Source organism: Caldimonas sp. KR1-144 (assembly GCF_049446155.1).
Taxonomy (GTDB): Bacteria; Pseudomonadota; Gammaproteobacteria; order Burkholderiales; family Burkholderiaceae_C; genus Rivibacter.
In genome coordinates this window covers 67,105-86,060 of record NZ_JBMSEE010000003.1, presented here as the reverse complement: position 1 = coordinate 86,060, position 18,956 = coordinate 67,105, and the positions used below count along the sequence as shown (strand labels likewise).

Below are 18,956 nucleotides of genomic sequence, written 5' to 3'. Positions count from 1 at the left end.
ATCTCATGCAATGGGTTGGTGCACGGTCACCAGCTTGGTGCCATCGGGAAAGGTGGCCTCGACCTGGATCTCGGGAATCATCTCGGCCACGCCCTCCATCACGTCGGCGCGGGTGAGCACGTGCTGGCCGGCGCTCATCAGCTCGGCCACGGTGCGGCCGTCGCGCGCGCCTTCCAGGATCTCGGCCGTGATCAGCGCGACGGCTTCCGGATGGTTGAGCTTCAGGCCGCGTGCCTTGCGCCGCTCGGCGAGCAGCGCGGCGGTGAAGATGAGCAGCTTGTCCTTCTCGCGCGGGGTCAGGTCCATGGGGCGGGGCTCTTTGCAGGATGGATGCCATGGGATTCTGGCGAGTTCGCCCCTCACCCCAACCCTCTCCCCCTGCGGGGGCGAGGGAGCGATAGGGAGCGACTCCCTCTCCCGCAGGCGGGAGAGGGCCGGGGTGAGGGCAGGGTGGAGCTGGTGCGTTTCTTGATGCGTCCTCGAGATGTCCGCCGCCCAGCCCACCCCCCACGACGCCCCCCAGCGCGTCATCAAGCTGCGCCGCGACTACAACAGCTGGGTCGCGCGCGAGACGCTGGAGGACTACGCGCTGCGCTTCACGCCGCGGTCGTTTCGCAAGTGGTCGAACGCGCGCGTGGCCAACACCGCGCTCGGCGGCGCGGCCTCGTTCCTGGTGCTCGAGGCGGTGGGCGCCACGCTGATGGTGCAGCACGGCTTCGCCAACGCCGCACTCGCCATCCTGGCCACCGGCCTCGTGATCCTGCTCGCCGGCCTGCCGATCAGCGCCTACGCCGCGCGCCACGGCGTCGACATGGACCTGCTCACGCGCGGCGCCGGCTTCGGCTACATCGGCTCCACGGTCACCTCGCTGCTCTACGCGAGCTTCACCTTCATCTTCTTCGCGCTCGAAGCGGCGGTGATGGCCTATGCGCTCGAGCTCGCGTTCGACATCCCGCCCGCCTGGGGCTACGTGATCTGCGCGCTGGTCGTGATTCCGCTCGTCACGCACGGCGTCACCGCGATCAGCCGGCTGCAGGTGTGGACGCAGCCGCTGTGGCTCGCGATGCTGGTGACGCCTTACGTCTACGTCTTCGCCGAGAACCCGAACGCGCTGCAAGGCCTCGCGGCCTACGGCGGCGAGCACGGCATCACTCAGTTCTCGTGGCTGAACTTCGGTGCCGCCACCACGGTGGGCATCGCGCTGATCACGCAGATGGGCGAGCAGGCCGACTACCTGCGCTTCATGCCCGAGCGCACGCGCGACAACCGCTGGCGCTGGTGGGCCGCGGTGTTCGTCGGCGGGCCGGGCTGGGTGATTCCCGGCGTGCTCAAGATGCTGGGCGGCACCTTGCTCGCCTGGCTGGCGATCACGCACATGGTGCCCGCAGACCGCGCGGTCGACCCCAACCAAATGTACCTCGCGGCCTGGGAGCACGTGTTTCCGAACTACGGCTGGGCGGTCGCCGCGACGGCGCTGTTCGTCGTGATCTCGCAGCTCAAGATCAACGTCACCAACGCCTACGCCGGCTCGCTGGCGTGGAGCAACTTCTTCGCGCGGCTCACCCACAGCCATCCGGGGCGCGTGGTGTGGGTGGTGTTCAACACCGCGATCGCGCTGATGCTGATGGAGCTCGACGTGTTCCAGGCCATCGGCAGCGTGCTGGGCCTGTACGGCAACGTGGCCATCGCCTGGATCATGGCCGTGGTGGCCGACCTGGTGGTCAACAAGCCGCTGGGCCTGTCGCCCAAGGGCATCGAGTTCAAGCGCGCGCATCTGTATGACGTGAACCCGGTCGGCGTCGGCGCGATGGGCATCGCCTCGGTGCTCTCGATCACCGCGCACCTCGGCGCGCTGGGGCCCGTGGCGCAGGCCTGGTCGGCGGCGATCGCGATGGTGACTGCCTTCGTCTGCGCGCCGCTGATCGCCTGGGCCACGCGCGGTCGCTACTACCTCGCGCGCACGCCCGAGCCGGCACTCGACGACGGCTCGCCCCTGCGCCCGCAGCGCCGCTGCGTGATCTGCGAGCGCGAGTACGAGCGCGAGGACATGGCCGCCTGCCCGGCCTACGGCGGGCCGATCTGCTCGCTGTGCTGCTCGCTCGACGCGCGCTGCGAAGACCTGTGCAAGCCCGACGAGGCCAAGCTGCCCGCGCAGTGGTCGGCGCTGCTGCGCCGCCTGCTGCCGCGCGCGATCGGGCCCTATCTCGACACCGGCCTGGGCCACTACCTGCTGGTGATGATCTTCGTCGTGCCCGGGCTCGCCGGGCTGTTCGCGCTGATGTACCACCAGGAGCTGCGCCAGCTCGGCGAGCAGGCGCAGCTCCTGGCGCCCGCGCTCAAGTTGGGCTTCCTCAAGGCCTTTGCCGCGCTGCTGCTGGTGGCCGGCACGGTGACCTGGTGGCTGGTGCTCACGCACAAGAGCCGCCAGGTCGCTCAAGCGGAGTCGAACCGCCAGACGCAGGCGCTGCGCCAGGAGATCGAGTCGCACCGCCGCACCGACGCGCAGCTGCAGCAGGCCAAGCGCGCGGCCGATCGCGCCAACCGCGCGAAGAGCCGCTACATCACCGCGATCAGCCACGAGCTGCGCACGCCGCTCAACAGCATCCTGGGCTACGCGCAGCTGCTGGAGGAAGACGAGTCGATGCCGCCGGCGCGCGCGCAGGCGGTGCGCGTGATCCGCCGCGGCGGCGACCACCTGCTCAGCCTGATCGAGGATTCGCTCGACCTCGCGCGCATCGAAGGCGGCAAGCTCGCGCTCGAGCAGCGGCCGGTACGCTTTCGCGATCTGCTGGCCGAGATCGCGCGCATGTTCGAGCTGCAGGCGCATTCGCGCGGCCTGCGCTTTCGCCACGAGATCGACGCACCCGAGGTCGTGCGCGCCGACGAGCGAAGGCTGCGCCAGATCCTCATCAACCTGCTGGGCAACGCGGTCAAGTTCACGCAGCGCGGCGAGGTGGTGTTTCGCGTGCGCTGGGCGCGCGAGATCGCGCGCATCGAGATCGAGGACACCGGCCCCGGCATGCCGGCCGACGAGCTCGCGCGCGTGTTCGAGCCCTTCGAACGCGGCCGCTCGGCCGCCGGCGCCGGCGGCACCGGCCTGGGCCTGACGATCGCCAAGATGCTGACCGAGCTAATGGGCGGCGAGATGACGGTGCGCAGCACGCCGGGCGTCGGCACCGCGTTCGCGATCCGCCTCTTCCTGCCGCAGGCGCGCGCCGAGACTGCCACGCCCGCGGTACACGCGCCGCGCCGGCCCGCCGACTGCGACGCGCGCCTGCGCGGGCGCAGCGTGCTGGTGGTCGACAACGAGGAGGCCGACCGTCAGCTCGCCGCCAGCGTGCTCGAGCCGATGGGCGTGACGGTGCTGCAGGCGGCCTCGGGCGAAGCCGCGCTCGCGCTGCTGGCGCAGGGCGCGCGGCCCGACGCGATCCTGATGGACCTCGCGATGCCCGGCCTCGACGGCTGGGCGACGATCCGCCGCATCCGCGCCGAGGGCTGGTCGGGCGCGCCGGTGGCCATCGTCTCGGCCAACGCCTTCGATCGCGCGCTCGACAACGATGTCGGCATCACGCCGGCCGACTTCTTCGTCAAGCCGGTGCGCATGGCCGAACTGCTCGACTGGCTGGCCCGCCGTCTGGCGGCGCCGCGAACCGCGACGCCCGATGCGCCGGTGCCCGCGCTGCCGGTCGGCTTGCCGGCCGCGGCGCGCGAGCGCCGCGCGCGGCTCGATGAGTTTGCGCGCCTGGGCTACCTGCGCGGCCTGCTGGTCGAGCTCGACGCGATCGCGCAAGCCCAGCCCGAGGCCGCCGCCTGGGCGGCGCAGGCGCGCGCGTTGGCGCAGCGCTTCGAGTTCGACGCGCTGCGCGCGCTGCTGGCCGCCGACGCGCCAAGCGAGGCCGTCTCGTGATGCCGTCCGCCGCCGATGCCACGAACGCCGCCTCGCCGCTGGGCGCCGGCGGCGATGTCGTGCTGATCGTCGACGACGTGCCCGACAACGTCGCGCTGCTGCACGACGCGCTCGACGAATCCGGCTACACCGTGCTCGTGGCCACCAGCGGCGAGGCCGCGCTCGAGCGCGCACTGGCCGCGCGGCCCGACGTGGTGCTGCTCGACGCGGTGATGCCCGGCCTCGACGGTTTCGAGGTCGCGCGAAGGCTCAAGGCCCAGCCGGCCACCGCGCACATTCCGATCGTCTTCATGACCGGCCTGGCCGAGACCGAGCACGTGGTCGCGGCATACGAAGCAGGCGGCGTCGACTACGTGACCAAGCCGATCCGCCCGCGCGAGGTGATCGCGCGCATCGCGGTGCACGTGCGCGGCGCGCGCCAGGCGCGCCAGGCGCGCAACGCGCTCGACGCCTTCGGCCATGCGGTGATCACGGTGCGCGCGAGCGATGGCCGCTTGCTGTGGCAAACGCCGCTGGCGCGCGAGCTGCTGCAGGCGCTCGAGGCCACGCAAGACGCCGGTCCGCCGCGCGGCGCCTGCCTCAACGAGGCGCTGACCGACTGGCTGCAGGCGCAGGCGGTGCTGGCCGCCACCGGCCAGCCGCGCCAGGCGCTGCTGCTCGCGCGCGACGGCCGGCGTGTCAGCTTCGCGCTGCATGAAAGCACCGGCGACGACGAATGGCTGGTCGTGCTCAGCGAGAGCAACGACCGCGCGACGATCGAAAGCCTCGCGCTGGCCTTCAAGCTCACCGCGCGCGAGGCCGAGGTGCTGCACTGGGTCGCGCAGGGCAAGACCAACCGCGACATCGGCGACATCCTCGGCACCAGCCCGCGCACGATCACCAAGCACCTCGAGCACGTGTTCGCCAAGCTCGGCGTCGAGACGCGCACCGCGGCGGCGAACCTGGCGCTGGCCGCCAAGGGTCGAGAGCGTCGGGCTTGAGACAGGCGCTCTTCGCATGCGCCCTTGGCTGCCTCTCCCGCGAGCGGGAGAGGCAGTCTATGCCGCGGCGTGCGAGGCCGCAGCCGGCCGCGAGAACACGGCCCAGTCGTCGCGGCTGCCGCGCTTGACGCGGTACAGCGCCTCGTCGGCGCGCTCGACCCATTGGCGCGGGGTGGCGATGCCGGGCTCGAGCGCCGCGATGCCGAAGCTCAGTGTCACCGTCGGTTCGCCGCAGCGCAGCGCCACGCGGATGCGCTGCGCCAGCGCGACCGCCTCCTGCTGCGACGAGCCGGGCATCAGGATCGCGAACTCGTCGCCGCCGTAGCGCGCCAGCACGTCGCTCTGGCGCACGCATTCGCGCAGGCGCTGGCCGAGCTCGCGCACGACGTCGTCGCCGGCGGTGTGGCCGAGGCGGTCGTTGATCTGCTTGAAGTGGTCGACATCGGCCAGGATCAGCGCGGCCGGGCGACGATGGCGCTGGCCGAGCGAAAACTCCTCCTCGACGCGCTGGTCGAAGTAGGCGCGGCCGAACACGCCGCTCAACGCGTCGCGCCGCGTCAGCCACTCCAGCTCGCGCTTCTGGCGCGACAGCCGCTGCGCGAGGCGCCAGGTGATGTAGCCGATCGTCAGCGGATAGACCACCAGGAAGGGCAGGCAGGCCAGGATGGTCGCCAGCGTCGCCGTCGGCTGCCAGCCGGCGTCGAGCACCGCGAAGCCCACGGCGGCGCCGAGCAGCTGCGCGACGAGCCCGCGCGCCATCAGCTTCGGGCCGCCGACGCCGACGTTGTCGAGCGTCAGCATCGTGATGATCAGCACGCTGGGCAGCACGTTGAAGCCCATGGCCGGCACCCAGAAGCCGCCGAACGCCGAGTCGATCAGCACGTTGCGGTGCTCGGCCGCGAACGGCGCCGGGCTGCGCAGCGCCCAGTGCAGCGCGACGTGGGGCCACAGCAGGCCGTTGAAGGCGAGCAGGGCCCAGGCCCAGTCGGACGTGCCGACCTGCAGCAGCGCCGAGGCGACCGCCGCGCTGCCCAGGCCCAGACCGACCACGCGCGGGCCATGGATGCGGCGCACGAGGCCGCGTCCGCGCGCGGCATTCGTCGGGTTGGCATCGGGAGGAACGGGATCCATGCTGGCCATCGCTCGGGACTGCGGGCCGCCGTCCACCAGAGGCCGGCGTGCCGTTCGCGCATTGTTGGCAGTGCCGGCGCCGGCCGAGGCTGCCGTTTCATGCGGCTGGCTTGACGGCCGTCAGGCGGGCGGCCTGCGCGACTACGACATCTGTCGTATTTCACGCTCGCGCCGCGCTTCGGACACTGGCCCGGTCCAGTTCGTCGTCTCTCAAACGGAGGGGAAACCCATGCAAGCCAGTCGTCGCGCCTTCGCCGTCCAATCGCTCGCCGCCGCCGCGCTCGCCGCGCTCGGCATCACCGCCGCGCACGCGGCCGACACCATCAAGGTCGGCGTGCTGCACTCGCTGTCGGGCACGATGGCGATCTCGGAGACCGTGCTCAAGGACACGGTGCTGATGACGATCGACGAGATCAACGCCAAGGGCGGCGTGATGGGCAAGAAGCTCGAGCCGGTGGTGGTGGACCCGGCGTCGAACTGGCCGCTGTTCGCCGAGAAGGCCAAGCAGCTGATCACGCAGGACAAGGTGGCCGTGGTGTTCGGCTGCTGGACCTCGGTGAGCCGCAAGTCGGTGCTGCCGGTGTTCGAGGAGACCAACTCGCTGCTGTTCTATCCGGTGCAGTACGAGGGCGAGGAGCTCAGCAAGAACGTCTTCTACACCGGTGCTGCGCCCAACCAGCAGGCCATCCCGGCGGTCGAGTACCTGATGAGCAAGGACGGTGGCTCGGCCAAGCGCTTCGTGCTGCTGGGCACCGACTACGTCTACCCGCGCACCACCAACAAGATCCTGCGCGCCTTCCTCCACAGCAAGGGCATCGCCGATGCCGACATCATGGAGGAGTACACCCCGTTCGGCCACAGCGACTACCAGACCATCATCGCCAAGATCAAGAAGTTCTCGTCCGAGGGCAAGAAGACCGCGGTGGTCTCGACGATCAACGGCGACTCCAACGTGCCGTTCTACAAGGAGCTCGGCAACCAGGGCCTGAAGGCGACCGACGTGCCGGTGGTGGCCTTCTCGGTCGGCGAAGAGGAGCTGCGCGGCGTCGACACCAAGCCGCTGGTCGGCCACCTCGCGGCCTGGAACTACTTCATGTCGGTCAAGAACCCGGCCAACGCCGAGTTCACCAAGAAGTGGGCGGCGTACGCGAAGGCCAAGGGCATCCCGGGCCACAAGGACAAGCCGCTGACCAACGACCCGATGGAAGCCACCTACATCGGCATCCACATGTGGGCGCAGGCGGTCGAGAAGGCCAAGAGCACCGACACCGACAAGGTCATCGCCGCGATGGCCGGCCAGACCTTCAAGGCGCCGGGCGGCTTCACCAGCACGATGGACGCCAAGAACCATCACCTTCACAAGCCGGTGTTCATCGGCGAGGTGAAGGCCGATGGCCAGTTCAACGTCGTGTGGAAGACGCCGGGTCCGGTGAAGGCGCAGCCGTGGAGCCCGTTCATTCCCGAGAACAAGGGCAAGAAGGACGAACCCGTGGTCGCCGCGAAGTAAGCACAGAGTCCCCTCTCCCTGTGGGAGAGGGCTAGGGTGAGGGCCGGCGGGTCGGCGCCCTCACCCCCACCCTCTCCCGCAGGGAGAGGGAGCAATGCATGCCAGCATGTTGCAACGGTTCTTCTTGGCCGCGTTCCTGCTGATCGCCTCTGGCTTCGCTCACGCTTTGAGCCAGGCCGACGCGAAAGCGATGGCGGTCGGTGACAACGATGCCCGCATCGCCGCGCTGAACGCCGCGGCGGCGACGGGGGACGCCTCGCTCGCGAGGTTCTTGCAAGCCCTGCTCGACGACGAAGTCAAGGTCGCTGGCGACAAGGTCTACATCGTCCGCGACGGCAAGGCCGTCGATGCCGCGAGTGCTGCCGCTGTGGCGCTGCCCGACGACGCCGAGGACGTGACCAACAACAACCGGATGCGAGGTGCGCTCGAAGCTGCGCTGGCAGCGGGCAAGCTGCGCGACCCCGATGCCGCCACGCGGCGTGCCGCCATCGCCTCGCTGCGCGAGGGCGCCGACGAATCCAGGCTGCCGCTGATCGAGCGCGCGCTCGCGGCCGAGACGGATGCGTCGCTGAAGTCGGAACTCGAGCTGCTGCGCGCGGCCGTGCTGATCTCCTCATCCGATGCCGCCAAGCGCCTCGAAGCCGCCAAGGCGCTGGGCACGCGCGCCGATCCGGCCACGCGCAACCTGCTGTCAGAGCGGCTCAAGCCGGCGGCCGAGGGCGGCGAGGCCGATGCGGCGGTGCGCGCCGCGGCGCGGTCTTCGCTCGACGCGATCAGCGCCAAGCTCGCCTGGGGCGAGCGTGCCGGCGTGCTGTTCTCGGGCCTGTCGCTCGGCTCGATCCTGATGCTCGCGGCGTTGGGCCTGGCGATCACCTACGGCCTGATGGGCGTGATCAACATGGCGCACGGCGAGCTGATGATGATCGGCGCCTACGCCACCTACTTGGTGCAGAACCTGTTTCGCGCCTGGCTGCCGGACGCATTCGACTGGTACCTGCTCGTCGCGGTGCCGGTCTCGTTTGCCGTCTCGGCGGCGGTGGGCGCGGTGCTCGAGCGCGGCGTGATCCGCTTTCTCTACGGCCGCCCGCTCGAGACGCTGCTGGCGACCTGGGGCATCAGCCTGGTGCTGATCCAGCTCGTGCGCTCGCTGTTCGGCGCGCAGAACGTGCCGGTCGAGAACCCGGCCTGGCTGTCGGGCGGCGTCGCGGTCGCGAGCAACCTGACGCTGCCCTACAACCGCATCGCGATCCTCGTGTTCGCGGGCTTCGTGCTCGTTGGCATGTCGCTGCTGATCGCGCGCACGCGGCTGGGGCTGTTCGTGCGCGGCGTGACGCAGAACCGGCCGATGGCCGCGTGCCTGGGCGTGCACACCGCGCGCACCGACACGCTGGCGTTCGCGCTCGGCGCAGGCATCGCGGGCGTGGCGGGCTGCGCCTTGAGCCAGGTCGGCAACGTGGGGCCGGACCTGGGGCAGGGCTACATCGTCGACTCGTTCATGGTGGTGGTGCTGGGCGGCGTGGGCCAGCTCGCGGGCACCGTGTATGCGGCGATGGGGCTGGGGGTGGTGAACAAGCTGCTCGAAGGATGGGCGGGGGCGGTGCTCGCGAAGATCATGGTGCTGGTGTTCATCGTGGTCTTCATTCAGAAGCGGCCGCAGGGGTTGTTTGCGGTGAAGGGGCGGAGTGCGGAGGCATGAGGTTGTTCCTTGCCTCTGCCGGTGAGATGCCGCTCTGCGGGGGGCTGAAGCTGCCCCTGCGGGGCAGGGCCGGGATTTCGCCCCGGCGGGCGACCTACTTTCTTTTGCTTCGCCAAAAGAAAGTAGGCAAAGAAAAGGCGACCCCCGATCCGGCGCCCGCGGCGTTGCCGCGGGTGCCCTGCGGTGCTCGCTCCAGGGGCGCGCCGCTTAACTCGCTGCACTCACTGCGTTCGTGCGCTCGAACAGTCGCGGCGAGTTTGAGGTTGAAGCGCGCTGGCGCGCGCCGCCCCTTCCACTGCGCTCCTCGGCGCCTCCTAGGGGGCCCCAACAGCAACTGCAAATGCAAAACCCAACCCCAACAGCCAACCCCACGCGCGGGGTGTATTGCTGACGTTGGGGGCCCCCTCGAAGGCGCCGAGGAGCGCAGCGAAGCGGGCGGCGCGCGCAGCGCGCATCGTGAACTGACTCGACGCGTCTGTTCGAGCGCAGCGCCCGCAGGGCGCGTAGCGAGTTACGCGGCGCGCCCGCTTCGCGAGCACCGCAGGGCACCCGGCGCAGCCGGGCGCCTGAGCGGGGGTCGCCTTTCTTTGCCTACTTTCTTTGGCGAAGCAAAGAAAGTAGGTCGCCCGCCGGGGCGAAATCCCGGCCCTGCCCCGCAGGGGCAGTTTCAGCCCCCCGCAGGGACGCCTCGACACGACATCACAAAAGGAATCGAGCCATGAGCGCCGCCACGATCTCGCCGACCGTGGCCCCCAGCCCCACGCGCCTGATGAGCCTCCCCGCCTGGACCGGTGTCATCACCGCCCTCCTGGCGATCACCGTCCTCGCACCGCTGCTGAACCTGGCGGTACCCACCACCAGCCCCTTCCACCTCAGCGACTACGCCATCGCCCTGATCGCCAAGATCATGTGCTACGCGATCTGCGCGCTGGCGATGGATCTGATCTGGGGCTACGCCGGCATCCTTTCGCTCGGCCACGGCCTGTTCTTCGCGCTCGGCGGCTACGCGATGGGCATGTACCTGATGCGCCAGATCGGCCGCGACGGGCAGTACAAGTCGGACATGCCGGACTTCATGGTGTTCCTGAACTGGAAGGAATACCCCTGGCACTGGGCGCTCAGCGACAGCTTCGTGTTCCAGATGCTGATGGTGGTGCTGGTGCCGGGGCTGCTGGCCTTCGCGTTCGGCTTCTTCGCGTTCCGATCGCGCATCAAGGGCGTGTACTTCTCGATCATCACGCAGGCGCTGACCTTCGCCGCGATGCTGCTGTTCTTCCGCAACGAGACCGGCTTCGGCGGCAACAACGGCTTCACCGACTTCAAGCGCATCCTCGGCATCCCGATCGCGACGCCGTCGATGCGCATGACGCTGTTCGTGATCACCGGCCTCACGCTGCTGGGCTCGTACGTCGGCGCGCGCTGGCTGATGCAGACCAAGTTCGGCCGCGTGCTGCAGGCGATCCGCGACGCGGAAGGGCGCACGATGTTCATCGGCTACGACCCGGTGGCCTACAAGCTCGCGATCTGGGTGCTCTCGGCCGTGCTGTGCGGCATCGCGGGGGCGCTGTACGTGCCGCAGGTCGGCATCATCAACCCGAGCGAGATGTCGCCGGCCGCCTCGATCGAGATCGCGATCTGGGCGGCGGTGGGCGGGCGCGGCACGCTGATCGGGCCGATCGTCGGCGCCTTCTTCGTCAACGGCGCGAAGAGCTGGTTCACGCAGGCGTTCCCGGAGTTCTGGCTGTACTTCCTCGGCGCGCTGTTCATCGCGGTGACGCTGTTCCTGCCGCAAGGCCTCGTCGGCCTGGCGAGGAAACTGAAGCGGGGGCCCAAGGCATGACGCCTGAACTTCAGGAAGCCGGCTCGCGCGTGCGAGAGCGCATGGCCGCGCGCGCGGCCAGCGGCCCGGGCGAGGCGAGCGGGCGCGCCGCGAGCTACGGCCGCGTGGTCGAGCCGGGCGTGCTCGATGTCGCGCACGGCCCGATCCTTTACCTCGACGACATCACGGTCAGCTTCGACGGCTTCAAGGCGCTCAACGCGCTGTCGCTGACCATCGACGCCGGCGAGCTGCGCTGCATCATCGGCCCCAACGGCGCGGGCAAGACGACGATGATGGACGTCATCACCGGCAAGACGCGCCCCGACGCCGGGCGCGCCTTCTTCGGCTCGACGATCGACTTGCTGCGGCTCAACGAACCCGGCGTCGCGCGCGCCGGCATCGGCCGCAAGTTCCAGAAGCCCAGCGTGTTCGAGCAGCTCACGGTGTTCGAGAACCTCGAGCTCGCGCTGGCCGGCGACCGTCGCGCGCGCGCCGCGGTGACGCACAAGCTCGGCGGCGCGCAGCGCGATCGCATCGACGAGGTGCTCTCGCTGATCCACCTGAAGGACCAGCCGCGGCGGCCCGCCGGCCTGCTCTCGCACGGCCAGAAGCAATGGCTGGAGATCGGCATGCTGCTGATGCAAGACCCCAAGCTGCTGCTGCTCGACGAGCCGGTGGCCGGCATGACCGACGAGGAGACCGAGCGCACGGCGGAACTCTTCCTCTCGCTCGAGGGCGAGCATTCGCTGGTGGTGGTGGAGCACGACATGACGTTCATCCATGCGCTCACGCGCGACAACGCGGCCAAGAAGGTCACGGTGCTGCACGAGGGGCGCGTGCTGGCCGAGGGCTCGCTCGCGCAGGTGCAGGCGAACGAGCAGGTGGTCGAGGTCTACCTCGGCCGATGAAGCATCCAGCCATGCTGAAAGTCGACAACCTTCACCAGTTCTACGGCGGCTCGCACATCCTGCGCGGCGTTGGCTTCGAGGCGCGCGCCGGCGAGGTGACGGTGCTGCTGGGCCGCAACGGCGTCGGCAAGACGACGCTGCTCAAGACGCTGATGGGCCTGGTGCAGCCGCGCAGCGGCAGTGTGCAGCTCGGCGACACCGACCTGAAGCCGCGCACGCCTTTCGAGCGCGCGCGCTTGGGTCTGGGCTACGTGCCGCAGGGCCGCGAGATCTTCGGCCGTCTCACGGTGGAAGAGAACCTGCGCATGGGCCTGGCCGGCAAGCCTGGCGGCACGCCCGTGCCGGGCGAGCTGTACGAGCTGTTCCCGGTGCTCAAGCAGATGCTCGGGCGGCGCGGCGGCGATCTGTCGGGCGGCCAGCAGCAGCAGCTCGCGATCGCGCGCGCGCTCGCCGCCGGCCCGAAGCTGCTGATCCTCGACGAGCCGACCGAAGGCATCCAGCCCAGCATCATCAAGGACATCGGCCGCGTGATCCGACGGCTCGCCGAGCGCGGCTCGATGGCGATCCTGCTGGTCGAGCAGTACTACGACTTCGCCGCCGAGCTGGCCGACCAGTACCTCGTGATGGAGCGCGGCGAGATCGTGATGCGTGGTCGCGGGGCGGAGATGGCGAACGACGGCGTGCGGGAGCGACTGGCGATCTGAGCGCCATCGCGCGGCCTAAACTGCGGCGCTCGTCACGAGTCTTTCCCGATGACCTCCGCCGCCCTCGAAGCCTTCATCGCCCAAGCCGGCAGCCTCAGCCGCGAGCCGCGCAGCGCCGCCGACTGCGTGCTCGCCCTCGCGCCGCTGATGTTCGACCTCATCGAGCACGCCGGCAGCTTTCTGCTGCCTCAGCACTACCGCAGCGCCCCCGGCGGCTACACGCGCAACCTCGTCTACGAGGCGCCGGACGACAGCCTGTCGCTCTATTCGATCGTCTGGCAGCCGGGGCAGTGGACGCCGGTGCATGACCATGGCAGCTGGGGCGTCGTCGGCGTGGTCGAAGGCGTGCTCGAAGAGCGCAACTACGTGAGGCTGTCGCCCGACCGCGGCGCGGACGAGGGCATCGAACTCGTTCGCGGCGGCGCCATCCTGCTGCGCCAGGGCGCGGTGACGAGCTTCGTGCCCAACCCGGACCACATCCACATCACCGGCGTGCCCATCGAGCGGCCGCGCGCGGTCAGCCTGCACCTGTATGGCCGCATGATGAGCAGCTTCAACGTCTACGACGTCGAGGCGCGCACGCGCCGGCGCATCGAGGTCGCGCACAACGAGAGCTGAGCGGCACGCCGGCATGACGACCGACTTCGCCTCGCTGTCGCCGCACGAGCTGCTGGCGCTGGACGCCTCGCTGCGCGAGCGCGAGCACGACAAGTGGCAAAGCTTCTACAGCGACCGCGGCAAGCCCTGCCCGTTCTTCGTCAGCGATCCCGACGAATGCCTCGTCGGCTGGATCTCAAGCGGGCGGATCGCCCGCGGCCGCGCGCTCGACATCGGCTGCGGCAACGGCCGCAACGCCATCTTTCTCGCGCGCCAGGGCTGGCGGGTCGATGCGATCGACCTCTCGGCGTCGGCCGTGGCCTGGGCCCGCGAGCATGCGGGCGCGTCCGGCGTCTCGATCGACGTCCGCTGCACCTCGGTGTTCGACGCCGAACTCGAGCCTGGCGCCTACGACCTGGTCTACGACGGCGGCTGCTTCCATCACATCGCGCCGCATCGTCGAGAACAGTATGTGCAGACGGTCGCCGCGGCGCTCGCTCCCGCGGGCGCATTCGGCCTCGTCTGCTTCCGGCCGGAAGGCGGCAGCGGCTTTACGGACGAAGAGGTCTACCAGCGCCACTCGCTCGGCGGCGGCCTCGGCTACACCGACGGGCAGCTGCGCGCGATCTGGTCGCGCCACCTGCGCGTGTCCGAGCTGCGCCAGATGCGCGAACCGCCGCCCGGAGCAGGCCTGTTCGGCAGGGATTTCCTCTGGGTGATGCTGGCCGGTCGCGGTTGAGCGCCTGCCGACAGGGGCCCAAGGCACGCGACCTGCTTTCGGGTCGGCCATGTCCTCTTCCGCTTCGACCGCCGTCGCGCACTCCTGGCTCGACGACGCCCATGCGCTGATCGCCGGCTCGCTGTTCGTTGCGCTGGGCCTGACGATGTTTGCCCATGCCGGCCTGCTCACCGGCGGCGTCGCCGGCGTGGCCTTCTTGCTGGACTACGCCGGCGGCCCCGGCATTGCGTGGGGCTTCTTCGTGCTCAACCTGCCGTTCTTCTTGCTCGCATGGCGGCGGCTCGGCGCCGAGTTCACGGTCAAGAGCTTCATCGCGGTCGGCCTGGTGTCGGCCTGCACCGCGCTGGCGCCGCGGGTCGTGCGGTTCGAGGTCCTCGACCCATGGGTCGCCTCGGTGCTCGGCGGCTTTCTGATCGGCTTCGGTCTGCTGGCGCTGCTGCGCCACCGCGCCAGCGTCGGCGGCGTCAACATCCTCGCGCAGTGGCTGCAGCAAACGCGTGGCCTGCGCGCCGGCAAGGTGCAGATGGCGGTCGATGTCGCCGTCGTGCTCGCGGCGCTGTTCATCGTGGAGCCGCAGCGGCTGCTGCAGTCGGTGGTGGGCGCGCTGGCGATCGGCGCGATCCTCACGCTCAACCATCGGCCGGGGCGCTACCTCGGCGTCTAGCGGCCCCCGGGTTGCCGGCCCGGCGGCCGCGCGTGTACAAAGCGCCATGGCCATCTTGCTCGACCATGCGACCGTCCAGACCGCGGACCGCAAGGCCGCCGCGCGCCGGCTGGCCGAGATCCTCGGCGTGCCCTGGGCCGAGGAGACCGGCATCGGCCCGTTCTCCGCGGTCTACGTCAGCGATGCGCTCACGCTCGACTTCGACCAGGCCGACAGCCCGTTCCCGGTGTCGCACTACTGCTTTCGCGTCGGCGAGGCGGACTTCGATGCGATCGTCGGGCGGCTGAAGGCGCTTCGCATCCCCTACCGCAGCACGCCGCACGGCCCGACCGATCATCAGGTCAACCATCTGTTCGGCGGCCGCATCGTCTACTGGAACGAACCCGACGGGCACGTGTGGGAGGCGCTGACGGTGAGCTATGCGCGCCAGAAGAAGGAGCATGCCCCATGAACGGCGAAACCCTGCTCGTGTTCTCGCTCGTGGCCTTCGTCGGCATCGCGACGCCCGGGCCGACCGTGCTGCTGGCGCTGAGCAACGGCTCGCGCTTCGGTCTGCGCGCGTCGCTGCCCGGCATGGCCGGCGCGGTGCTGTCGGATTTGGTGCTGATCTCGGCGGTGGCCGCGGGCCTGGGCGCGCTGCTGGCGGCGTCGGAGTTCTGGTTCGCCGTGCTCAAGTGGGTCGGCGTGGCCTACCTCGCATGGCTGGGCCTGCGCATGCTGCGCTCCAGCGGCACGCTGGCGGCGCCGGACGCCGCCGACGGCGCAGACCGAGCCTCTGCGCGCGCCGTCTTCCGGCGCAGCTTCCTGGTCGCGGTGACCAACCCGAAGGGCTATCTGTTCTTCTCGGCCTTCCTGCCGCAGTTCATCGATCCGGCCCAGCCGCAACTCGCGCAGTACCTCGCGCTGGCCTTCGCGTTCGCGGCGATCGATTTCGCGGTGATGTTCGGCTACGCCGCGACCGGCGCGCAGGCGATGCGCTGGCTGCGCGCCAAGGGCGTGCTGTGGCTGGACCGCCTGTGCGGCGGCGCGCTGCTGGCGCTGGCCGGCTCGCTGGCGCTCTATCGCCGGCAGGCCTGAACCACGCATCCCGGACAATGCGCCGCTTTGCGACTCCGAGTTCCCCATGAGCGACACCCCCGAGCGCCCCGCCTTGCCCGACCGCCTCTCGGTCGACCCGCGCAGCCCCTTCCACGTGGCCGCGCTGTTCGAGCATCCGATCGGCATCCGCTTCAACGGCAAAGATCGGCACGACGTGGAGGAGTACTGCGTCAGCGAGGGCTGGATCAAGGTGCCGGCCGGCAAGTCGCTCGACCGCCATGGCCAGCCGTTGTTGATCAAGCTCAAGGGCAAGGTCGAGGCCTACTACCGCTGAGCGCTGCCGCGATGAAGCTGGAGCCCTTCGCCAGCGTCGACGGGCACAGCTTCGCGGCCTCGCGCGCCGACGTCCTGAAGCGCTTCGGCACGCCGCGGTACCAGGGGCGCAACGAGGTCGGGCTGGACGAGCTCGACTACGGCGAGATCGTCTTTCGCTTCCAGGACAACGGCCGGCTCGAGGAGATCACGGCACAGGCGGCCGTGCTGCACTTGGGCGCCGTGGCCGTGCCCTTTGCCAGCCTGGCTGCCTTCGTGCGGGAGCACGACGGCCAGGCCTTCGAGCGCGCCGGCTTCGTCGTGAGCCCAGGCTTCGGTCTCGCGTTCGATCCGCTGCAGCCGTGCTGGGTCACCGCGTTGGCCGCGCACTGCCTTGGCGAATGGGCGGCACTGTGATCTGATGCCGGCGCATCACGCCGCGAGCAAGGGGGACCGACATGGGCCGTTTCGTCATTGCCGCTTTCAAGCCCAAGACGGGCTGCGAGGAACCGCTGGCAGCCGTGGTCGAGAAGCACTGGCGCGTGCTGCAAGAGCAGGGGCTGGTGACCGAACGGCCTCGCCACGCGATGCGCGGCGACGACGGCACGGTCATCGAGGTGTTCGAATGGCGCTCGCCCGAGGCCATCGAGCAGGCGCACCACAACCCGGCGGTGCTGGCGCTGTGGGCCGAGTTCGAGGCGGTGTGCGAGTACGTGCCGCTGGCCTCGCTGGCCGAGTCGCAGCACCCGTTTTCGGAGTTCGACGCGCTGCCGTTGTGAGGTCGTTCAGTACCCGATCGACAGCCCCACCATCGCCTCGCCCTGCGTGAACGAGTCGCCGCGGATCTGCACCACGCAGCCGCCGGAGCAGAAGAAGCCGCCGCTGCTGTTGACCAGGGTCGCGTAGCCGCGCAGCTCGGCGCGCAGCGAGATGCCGGGGCTCAGCAGCAGGCGCCAGCCGATGCCCACGTTCATCGACGCGCGCACCTCCGACGACAGGCCGGTCAGGCTCGGCGAGAAGTGCGTGATGCCCAGGCCGCCCACCACATAGGGGCCGCCCTTGGCATGGCCGCCGTCGAAGTAGTAGGTGCCGCCCAGGTGCGCGTAGGTGATGTCCAGTGGCAGGGTCTCGGTGGCCGCGCCGACCGTGACGCGCCGCAGCTCGGTGCTCTGGCGGCCGACGAAGACCTCGATCTGGCGCGTCGGGTCGATCACCCAGTCGATCGCCACCGCGCCGGCGCCGCCGCTGTCGACGTCCACGTCGCGATCGTCGGCGCTGCTCGAGGTGTCGGTGAAGCCGCCGCCGGCGCGCGCACCGCCGAAGACGGTGCCGCTGACCTGGGCGGTGGCGGGCAGCGCGCAGGCGGCGCAGGCGAGCAGGGCGGCGATTCGCTTCATGGGCGGGTCTCCTTCATCGTTCACGCCGGACGACAGCGTAGCGCTCCAGTGTCTTCTCGCGCGCGAGCGCATGGTCGACGATGGGCCGAGGGTAGTGGCGACCCAACACCAGGCCCGCGGCATCGAGTTCCATCGGCTTGGCCTGCCACGGTGCATGGATAGCGGCGTCCGAAAGGCCGGCGAGCTGCGGCAGGTAGCGGCGGATGAAGCGTCCCTGCGGGTCGAACTTCTCGCTTTGCGCCACCGGATTGAAGATGCGGAAGTACGGCTGCGCATCGCAGCCCGATGAGCTGGCCCACTGCCAGCCGCCGTTGTTGGCGGCCAGGTCGAAGTCGTTGAGGTGCGCAGCGAAGTAGCGCTCGCCCCAGCGCCAGTCGATGCCGAGGTCCTTGCACATAAAGCTCGCGACGATCATGCGCAGCCGGTTGTGCATGTAGCCCGTCTGGTTGATCTGGGCCATCGCCGCATCGACGATCGGATAGCCGGTGCGGCCCTCGCACCAGGCGGCAAAGAGCTCGTCGGCGTGCTTGCCGTGTTCCCACTTGATGCGGTCGTACTCGGGCTTGAAGCTCTTGCCGGCGGCCACGCGCGGGTGGTGCTCCAGCACCTGGAAATAGAAGTCCCGCCAGATCAGCTCCGACAGCCAGACCTGCGCACCGCGCGAGCCCGCGCGCATGCGCTCCCCGGCCGCGCGCGCCAGCTCGCGGATCGACACCGTGCCGAAGCGCAGGTGAACGCTGAGGTAGCTCGGGCCTTTGACGGCGGGGAAATCGCGCGTGCGGTCGTAGTGCTCGATGCGCTCGCCGAAGAAATCGGCCAGCAGTTCCTGCGCACCGGTGCTGCCCGTCGGGATCTTCAGCTCGGCGAGGTTGGTGGGCTCGAAGCCGATCTCGGCCAGCGTCGGCACGCTGCGTGCGCGAAAGGCCTCGGGCAGCGGCGCGAGCGCATCGGCGTGGCGTTCGATCGAATAGGCCTGCACGAAGAAGGGCTCCAGCTTCTTCAGCCAGGCGTTCTTGTAGGGCGTGAACACGCCGTAGGGCGTGCCGGCGCCGGAGAGGACCTCGTCGCCCTCGAAGACGACCTGGTCCTTGCTGGCGTGAAAGGCGATGCCGGCATCGGCCAGCGCGCCGCGCACGCGCGCGTCGCGGGCGAGCGCTGCCGGCTCGACATCGCGGTTGGCATAGACCGCCTGCACGCGCAGTTCGGCCGCCAGCCGCGGCAGCGCTTCGCGCGCCGGGCCGTGGCGCACGACCAGGCCGACGCCTTCGACGCCGTGACGCTGCCCCAGTGCTCGCAGCTGCGCGTCGAGATCGACCAGGCTTTCGCGGATGAACTCCACGCGCCGATCGCGCCGCGGCAGCGCATCGAGGATCTCGGTGTCGAACACGAAGCCGACATAGACCCGTCGCGCCGCCTTGAGCGCGTGGTACAGCGCCGCGTGGTCGTGCGCGCGCAGGTCGCGCCGGCACCAGACCAGCGCGGCGTCGAGAGGCTTGGCTGACGGCGTGATCATGGCGGCGGAGTTTGCCGCGAGTCGCATCTGCGCAGACCCTAGAA

General features: G+C 70.0%; 19 protein-coding genes. 15 read left to right on the top strand and 4 right to left on the bottom strand.

The window, feature by feature from the left end; genetic code table 11:
- Window positions 1–3: 3 nt before the first annotated feature.
- Complete coding sequence (locus ACO2TI_RS08340; protein ID WP_423283480.1) at window positions 4–306, bottom strand: urease subunit gamma; 303 nt, start codon at window positions 304–306, stop codon at window positions 4–6.
- A 178-nt stretch (window positions 307–484) separates the two neighbouring features.
- Between ACO2TI_RS08340 and ACO2TI_RS08335 the strand changes: the two genes are divergently transcribed.
- Together ACO2TI_RS08335 and ACO2TI_RS08330 are read left to right on the top strand one after the other, a co-directional pair.
- Window positions 485–3,907, top strand: a complete 3,423-nt coding sequence (locus tag ACO2TI_RS08335) for an ATP-binding protein (protein ID WP_423283478.1) — start codon at window positions 485–487, stop codon at window positions 3,905–3,907.
- Complete coding sequence (locus tag ACO2TI_RS08330; protein ID WP_423283476.1) at window positions 3,907–4,887, top strand: response regulator; 981 nt, start codon at window positions 3,907–3,909, stop codon at window positions 4,885–4,887. Before ACO2TI_RS08335 ends, ACO2TI_RS08330 begins: the two co-directional genes overlap by 1 nt.
- 57 nt (window positions 4,888–4,944) lie before the next feature.
- On the opposite strand, the gene ACO2TI_RS08325 is transcribed toward ACO2TI_RS08330, so the two are convergent.
- Window positions 4,945–6,018: a diguanylate cyclase gene (locus ACO2TI_RS08325; RefSeq protein WP_423283474.1), complete on the bottom strand. Its 1,074-nt coding sequence runs from the start codon at window positions 6,016–6,018 to the stop codon at window positions 4,945–4,947.
- A gap of 229 nt (window positions 6,019–6,247) precedes the next feature.
- Between ACO2TI_RS08325 and urtA the strand changes: the two genes are divergently transcribed.
- The 13 genes from urtA (at window position 6,248) to ACO2TI_RS08260 (ending at window position 16,781) form a co-directional block, all read left to right on the top strand.
- Complete coding sequence (gene urtA, locus ACO2TI_RS08320; protein ID WP_423283472.1) at window positions 6,248–7,525, top strand: urea ABC transporter substrate-binding protein; 1,278 nt, start codon at window positions 6,248–6,250, stop codon at window positions 7,523–7,525.
- 106 nt (window positions 7,526–7,631) lie between these two features.
- On the top strand, window positions 7,632–9,221 hold the full coding sequence (gene urtB, locus ACO2TI_RS08315; RefSeq protein WP_423283470.1) for an urea ABC transporter permease subunit UrtB: 1,590 nt from the start codon (window positions 7,632–7,634) through the stop codon (window positions 9,219–9,221).
- Between the two features lie 769 nt (window positions 9,222–9,990).
- The gene (gene urtC, locus ACO2TI_RS08310; RefSeq protein WP_423284064.1) at window positions 9,991–11,061 is read left to right on the top strand and encodes an urea ABC transporter permease subunit UrtC; all 1,071 of its coding nucleotides are present in this window, start codon (window positions 9,991–9,993) and stop codon (window positions 11,059–11,061) included.
- The gene (gene urtD, locus ACO2TI_RS08305; RefSeq protein WP_423283468.1) at window positions 11,058–11,948 is read left to right on the top strand and encodes an urea ABC transporter ATP-binding protein UrtD; all 891 of its coding nucleotides are present in this window, start codon (window positions 11,058–11,060) and stop codon (window positions 11,946–11,948) included. The genes urtC and urtD overlap by 4 nt, the downstream gene beginning before the upstream one ends.
- Window positions 11,949–11,959: 11 nt before the next feature.
- On the top strand, window positions 11,960–12,652 hold the full coding sequence (gene urtE / locus ACO2TI_RS08300; RefSeq protein WP_423283466.1) for an urea ABC transporter ATP-binding subunit UrtE: 693 nt from the start codon (window positions 11,960–11,962) through the stop codon (window positions 12,650–12,652).
- A 48-nt stretch (window positions 12,653–12,700) separates the two neighbouring features.
- Window positions 12,701–13,270: a cysteine dioxygenase gene (locus ACO2TI_RS08295; protein ID WP_423283464.1), complete on the top strand. Its 570-nt coding sequence runs from the start codon at window positions 12,701–12,703 to the stop codon at window positions 13,268–13,270.
- Window positions 13,271–13,283: 13 nt separating this feature from the next.
- Window positions 13,284–13,988 (top strand): class I SAM-dependent methyltransferase, encoded by a 705-nt coding sequence (locus ACO2TI_RS08290; RefSeq protein WP_423283463.1) that lies wholly within the window; start codon window positions 13,284–13,286, stop codon window positions 13,986–13,988.
- 49 nt (window positions 13,989–14,037) lie between these two features.
- Window positions 14,038–14,652: a YitT family protein gene (locus tag ACO2TI_RS08285; RefSeq protein ID WP_423283461.1), complete on the top strand. Its 615-nt coding sequence runs from the start codon at window positions 14,038–14,040 to the stop codon at window positions 14,650–14,652.
- Between the two features lie 46 nt (window positions 14,653–14,698).
- On the top strand, window positions 14,699–15,103 hold the full coding sequence (locus ACO2TI_RS08280) for a VOC family protein (protein WP_423283460.1): 405 nt from the start codon (window positions 14,699–14,701) through the stop codon (window positions 15,101–15,103).
- On the top strand, window positions 15,100–15,729 hold the full coding sequence (locus tag ACO2TI_RS08275; RefSeq protein ID WP_423283458.1) for a LysE family translocator: 630 nt from the start codon (window positions 15,100–15,102) through the stop codon (window positions 15,727–15,729). The genes ACO2TI_RS08280 and ACO2TI_RS08275 overlap by 4 nt, the downstream gene beginning before the upstream one ends.
- A gap of 46 nt (window positions 15,730–15,775) precedes the next feature.
- Window positions 15,776–16,024: a DUF3297 family protein gene (locus ACO2TI_RS08270; protein WP_423283457.1), complete on the top strand. Its 249-nt coding sequence runs from the start codon at window positions 15,776–15,778 to the stop codon at window positions 16,022–16,024.
- 11 nt (window positions 16,025–16,035) lie between these two features.
- Entirely contained in the window at window positions 16,036–16,419 is a 384-nt protein-coding gene (locus tag ACO2TI_RS08265; RefSeq protein WP_423283456.1) for a hypothetical protein, read from the top strand.
- A 41-nt stretch (window positions 16,420–16,460) separates the two neighbouring features.
- The gene (locus tag ACO2TI_RS08260; protein WP_423283455.1) at window positions 16,461–16,781 is read left to right on the top strand and encodes a hypothetical protein; all 321 of its coding nucleotides are present in this window, start codon (window positions 16,461–16,463) and stop codon (window positions 16,779–16,781) included.
- A 6-nt stretch (window positions 16,782–16,787) separates the two neighbouring features.
- Here ACO2TI_RS08260 and ACO2TI_RS08255 read toward each other — a convergent pair whose 3' ends face one another.
- Together ACO2TI_RS08255 and ACO2TI_RS08250 are read right to left on the bottom strand one after the other, a co-directional pair.
- Entirely contained in the window at window positions 16,788–17,399 is a 612-nt protein-coding gene (locus ACO2TI_RS08255; protein WP_423283454.1) for an outer membrane beta-barrel protein, read from the bottom strand.
- A 13-nt stretch (window positions 17,400–17,412) separates the two neighbouring features.
- Window positions 17,413–18,912 carry a cryptochrome/photolyase family protein gene (locus tag ACO2TI_RS08250; RefSeq protein ID WP_423283452.1) on the bottom strand — a complete coding sequence of 500 codons (1,500 nt, stop codon included), beginning with the start codon at window positions 18,910–18,912 and terminating at the stop codon, window positions 17,413–17,415.
- Window positions 18,913–18,956: the final 44 nt, after the last annotated feature.

Coding starts and splice junctions, on each gene's coding strand:
- ACO2TI_RS08340 (WP_423283480.1), bottom strand. CDS start 306: ATGGACCTGACCCCGCGCGAGAAGGACAAGCTGCTCATCTTCACCGCC.
- ACO2TI_RS08335 (WP_423283478.1), top strand. CDS start 485: ATGTCCGCCGCCCAGCCCACCCCCCACGACGCCCCCCAGCGCGTCATC.
- ACO2TI_RS08330 (WP_423283476.1), top strand. CDS start 3,907: ATGCCGTCCGCCGCCGATGCCACGAACGCCGCCTCGCCGCTGGGCGCC.
- ACO2TI_RS08325 (WP_423283474.1), bottom strand. CDS start 6,018: ATGGATCCCGTTCCTCCCGATGCCAACCCGACGAATGCCGCGCGCGGA.
- urtA (WP_423283472.1), top strand. CDS start 6,248: ATGCAAGCCAGTCGTCGCGCCTTCGCCGTCCAATCGCTCGCCGCCGCC.
- urtB (WP_423283470.1), top strand. CDS start 7,632: ATGTTGCAACGGTTCTTCTTGGCCGCGTTCCTGCTGATCGCCTCTGGC.
- urtC (WP_423284064.1), top strand. CDS start 9,991: ATGAGCCTCCCCGCCTGGACCGGTGTCATCACCGCCCTCCTGGCGATC.
- urtD (WP_423283468.1), top strand. CDS start 11,058: ATGACGCCTGAACTTCAGGAAGCCGGCTCGCGCGTGCGAGAGCGCATG.
- urtE (WP_423283466.1), top strand. CDS start 11,960: ATGCTGAAAGTCGACAACCTTCACCAGTTCTACGGCGGCTCGCACATC.
- ACO2TI_RS08295 (WP_423283464.1), top strand. CDS start 12,701: ATGACCTCCGCCGCCCTCGAAGCCTTCATCGCCCAAGCCGGCAGCCTC.
- ACO2TI_RS08290 (WP_423283463.1), top strand. CDS start 13,284: ATGACGACCGACTTCGCCTCGCTGTCGCCGCACGAGCTGCTGGCGCTG.
- ACO2TI_RS08285 (WP_423283461.1), top strand. CDS start 14,038: ATGTCCTCTTCCGCTTCGACCGCCGTCGCGCACTCCTGGCTCGACGAC.
- ACO2TI_RS08280 (WP_423283460.1), top strand. CDS start 14,699: ATGGCCATCTTGCTCGACCATGCGACCGTCCAGACCGCGGACCGCAAG.
- ACO2TI_RS08275 (WP_423283458.1), top strand. CDS start 15,100: ATGAACGGCGAAACCCTGCTCGTGTTCTCGCTCGTGGCCTTCGTCGGC.
- ACO2TI_RS08270 (WP_423283457.1), top strand. CDS start 15,776: ATGAGCGACACCCCCGAGCGCCCCGCCTTGCCCGACCGCCTCTCGGTC.
- ACO2TI_RS08265 (WP_423283456.1), top strand. CDS start 16,036: ATGAAGCTGGAGCCCTTCGCCAGCGTCGACGGGCACAGCTTCGCGGCC.
- ACO2TI_RS08260 (WP_423283455.1), top strand. CDS start 16,461: ATGGGCCGTTTCGTCATTGCCGCTTTCAAGCCCAAGACGGGCTGCGAG.
- ACO2TI_RS08255 (WP_423283454.1), bottom strand. CDS start 17,399: ATGAAGCGAATCGCCGCCCTGCTCGCCTGCGCCGCCTGCGCGCTGCCC.
- ACO2TI_RS08250 (WP_423283452.1), bottom strand. CDS start 18,912: ATGATCACGCCGTCAGCCAAGCCTCTCGACGCCGCGCTGGTCTGGTGC.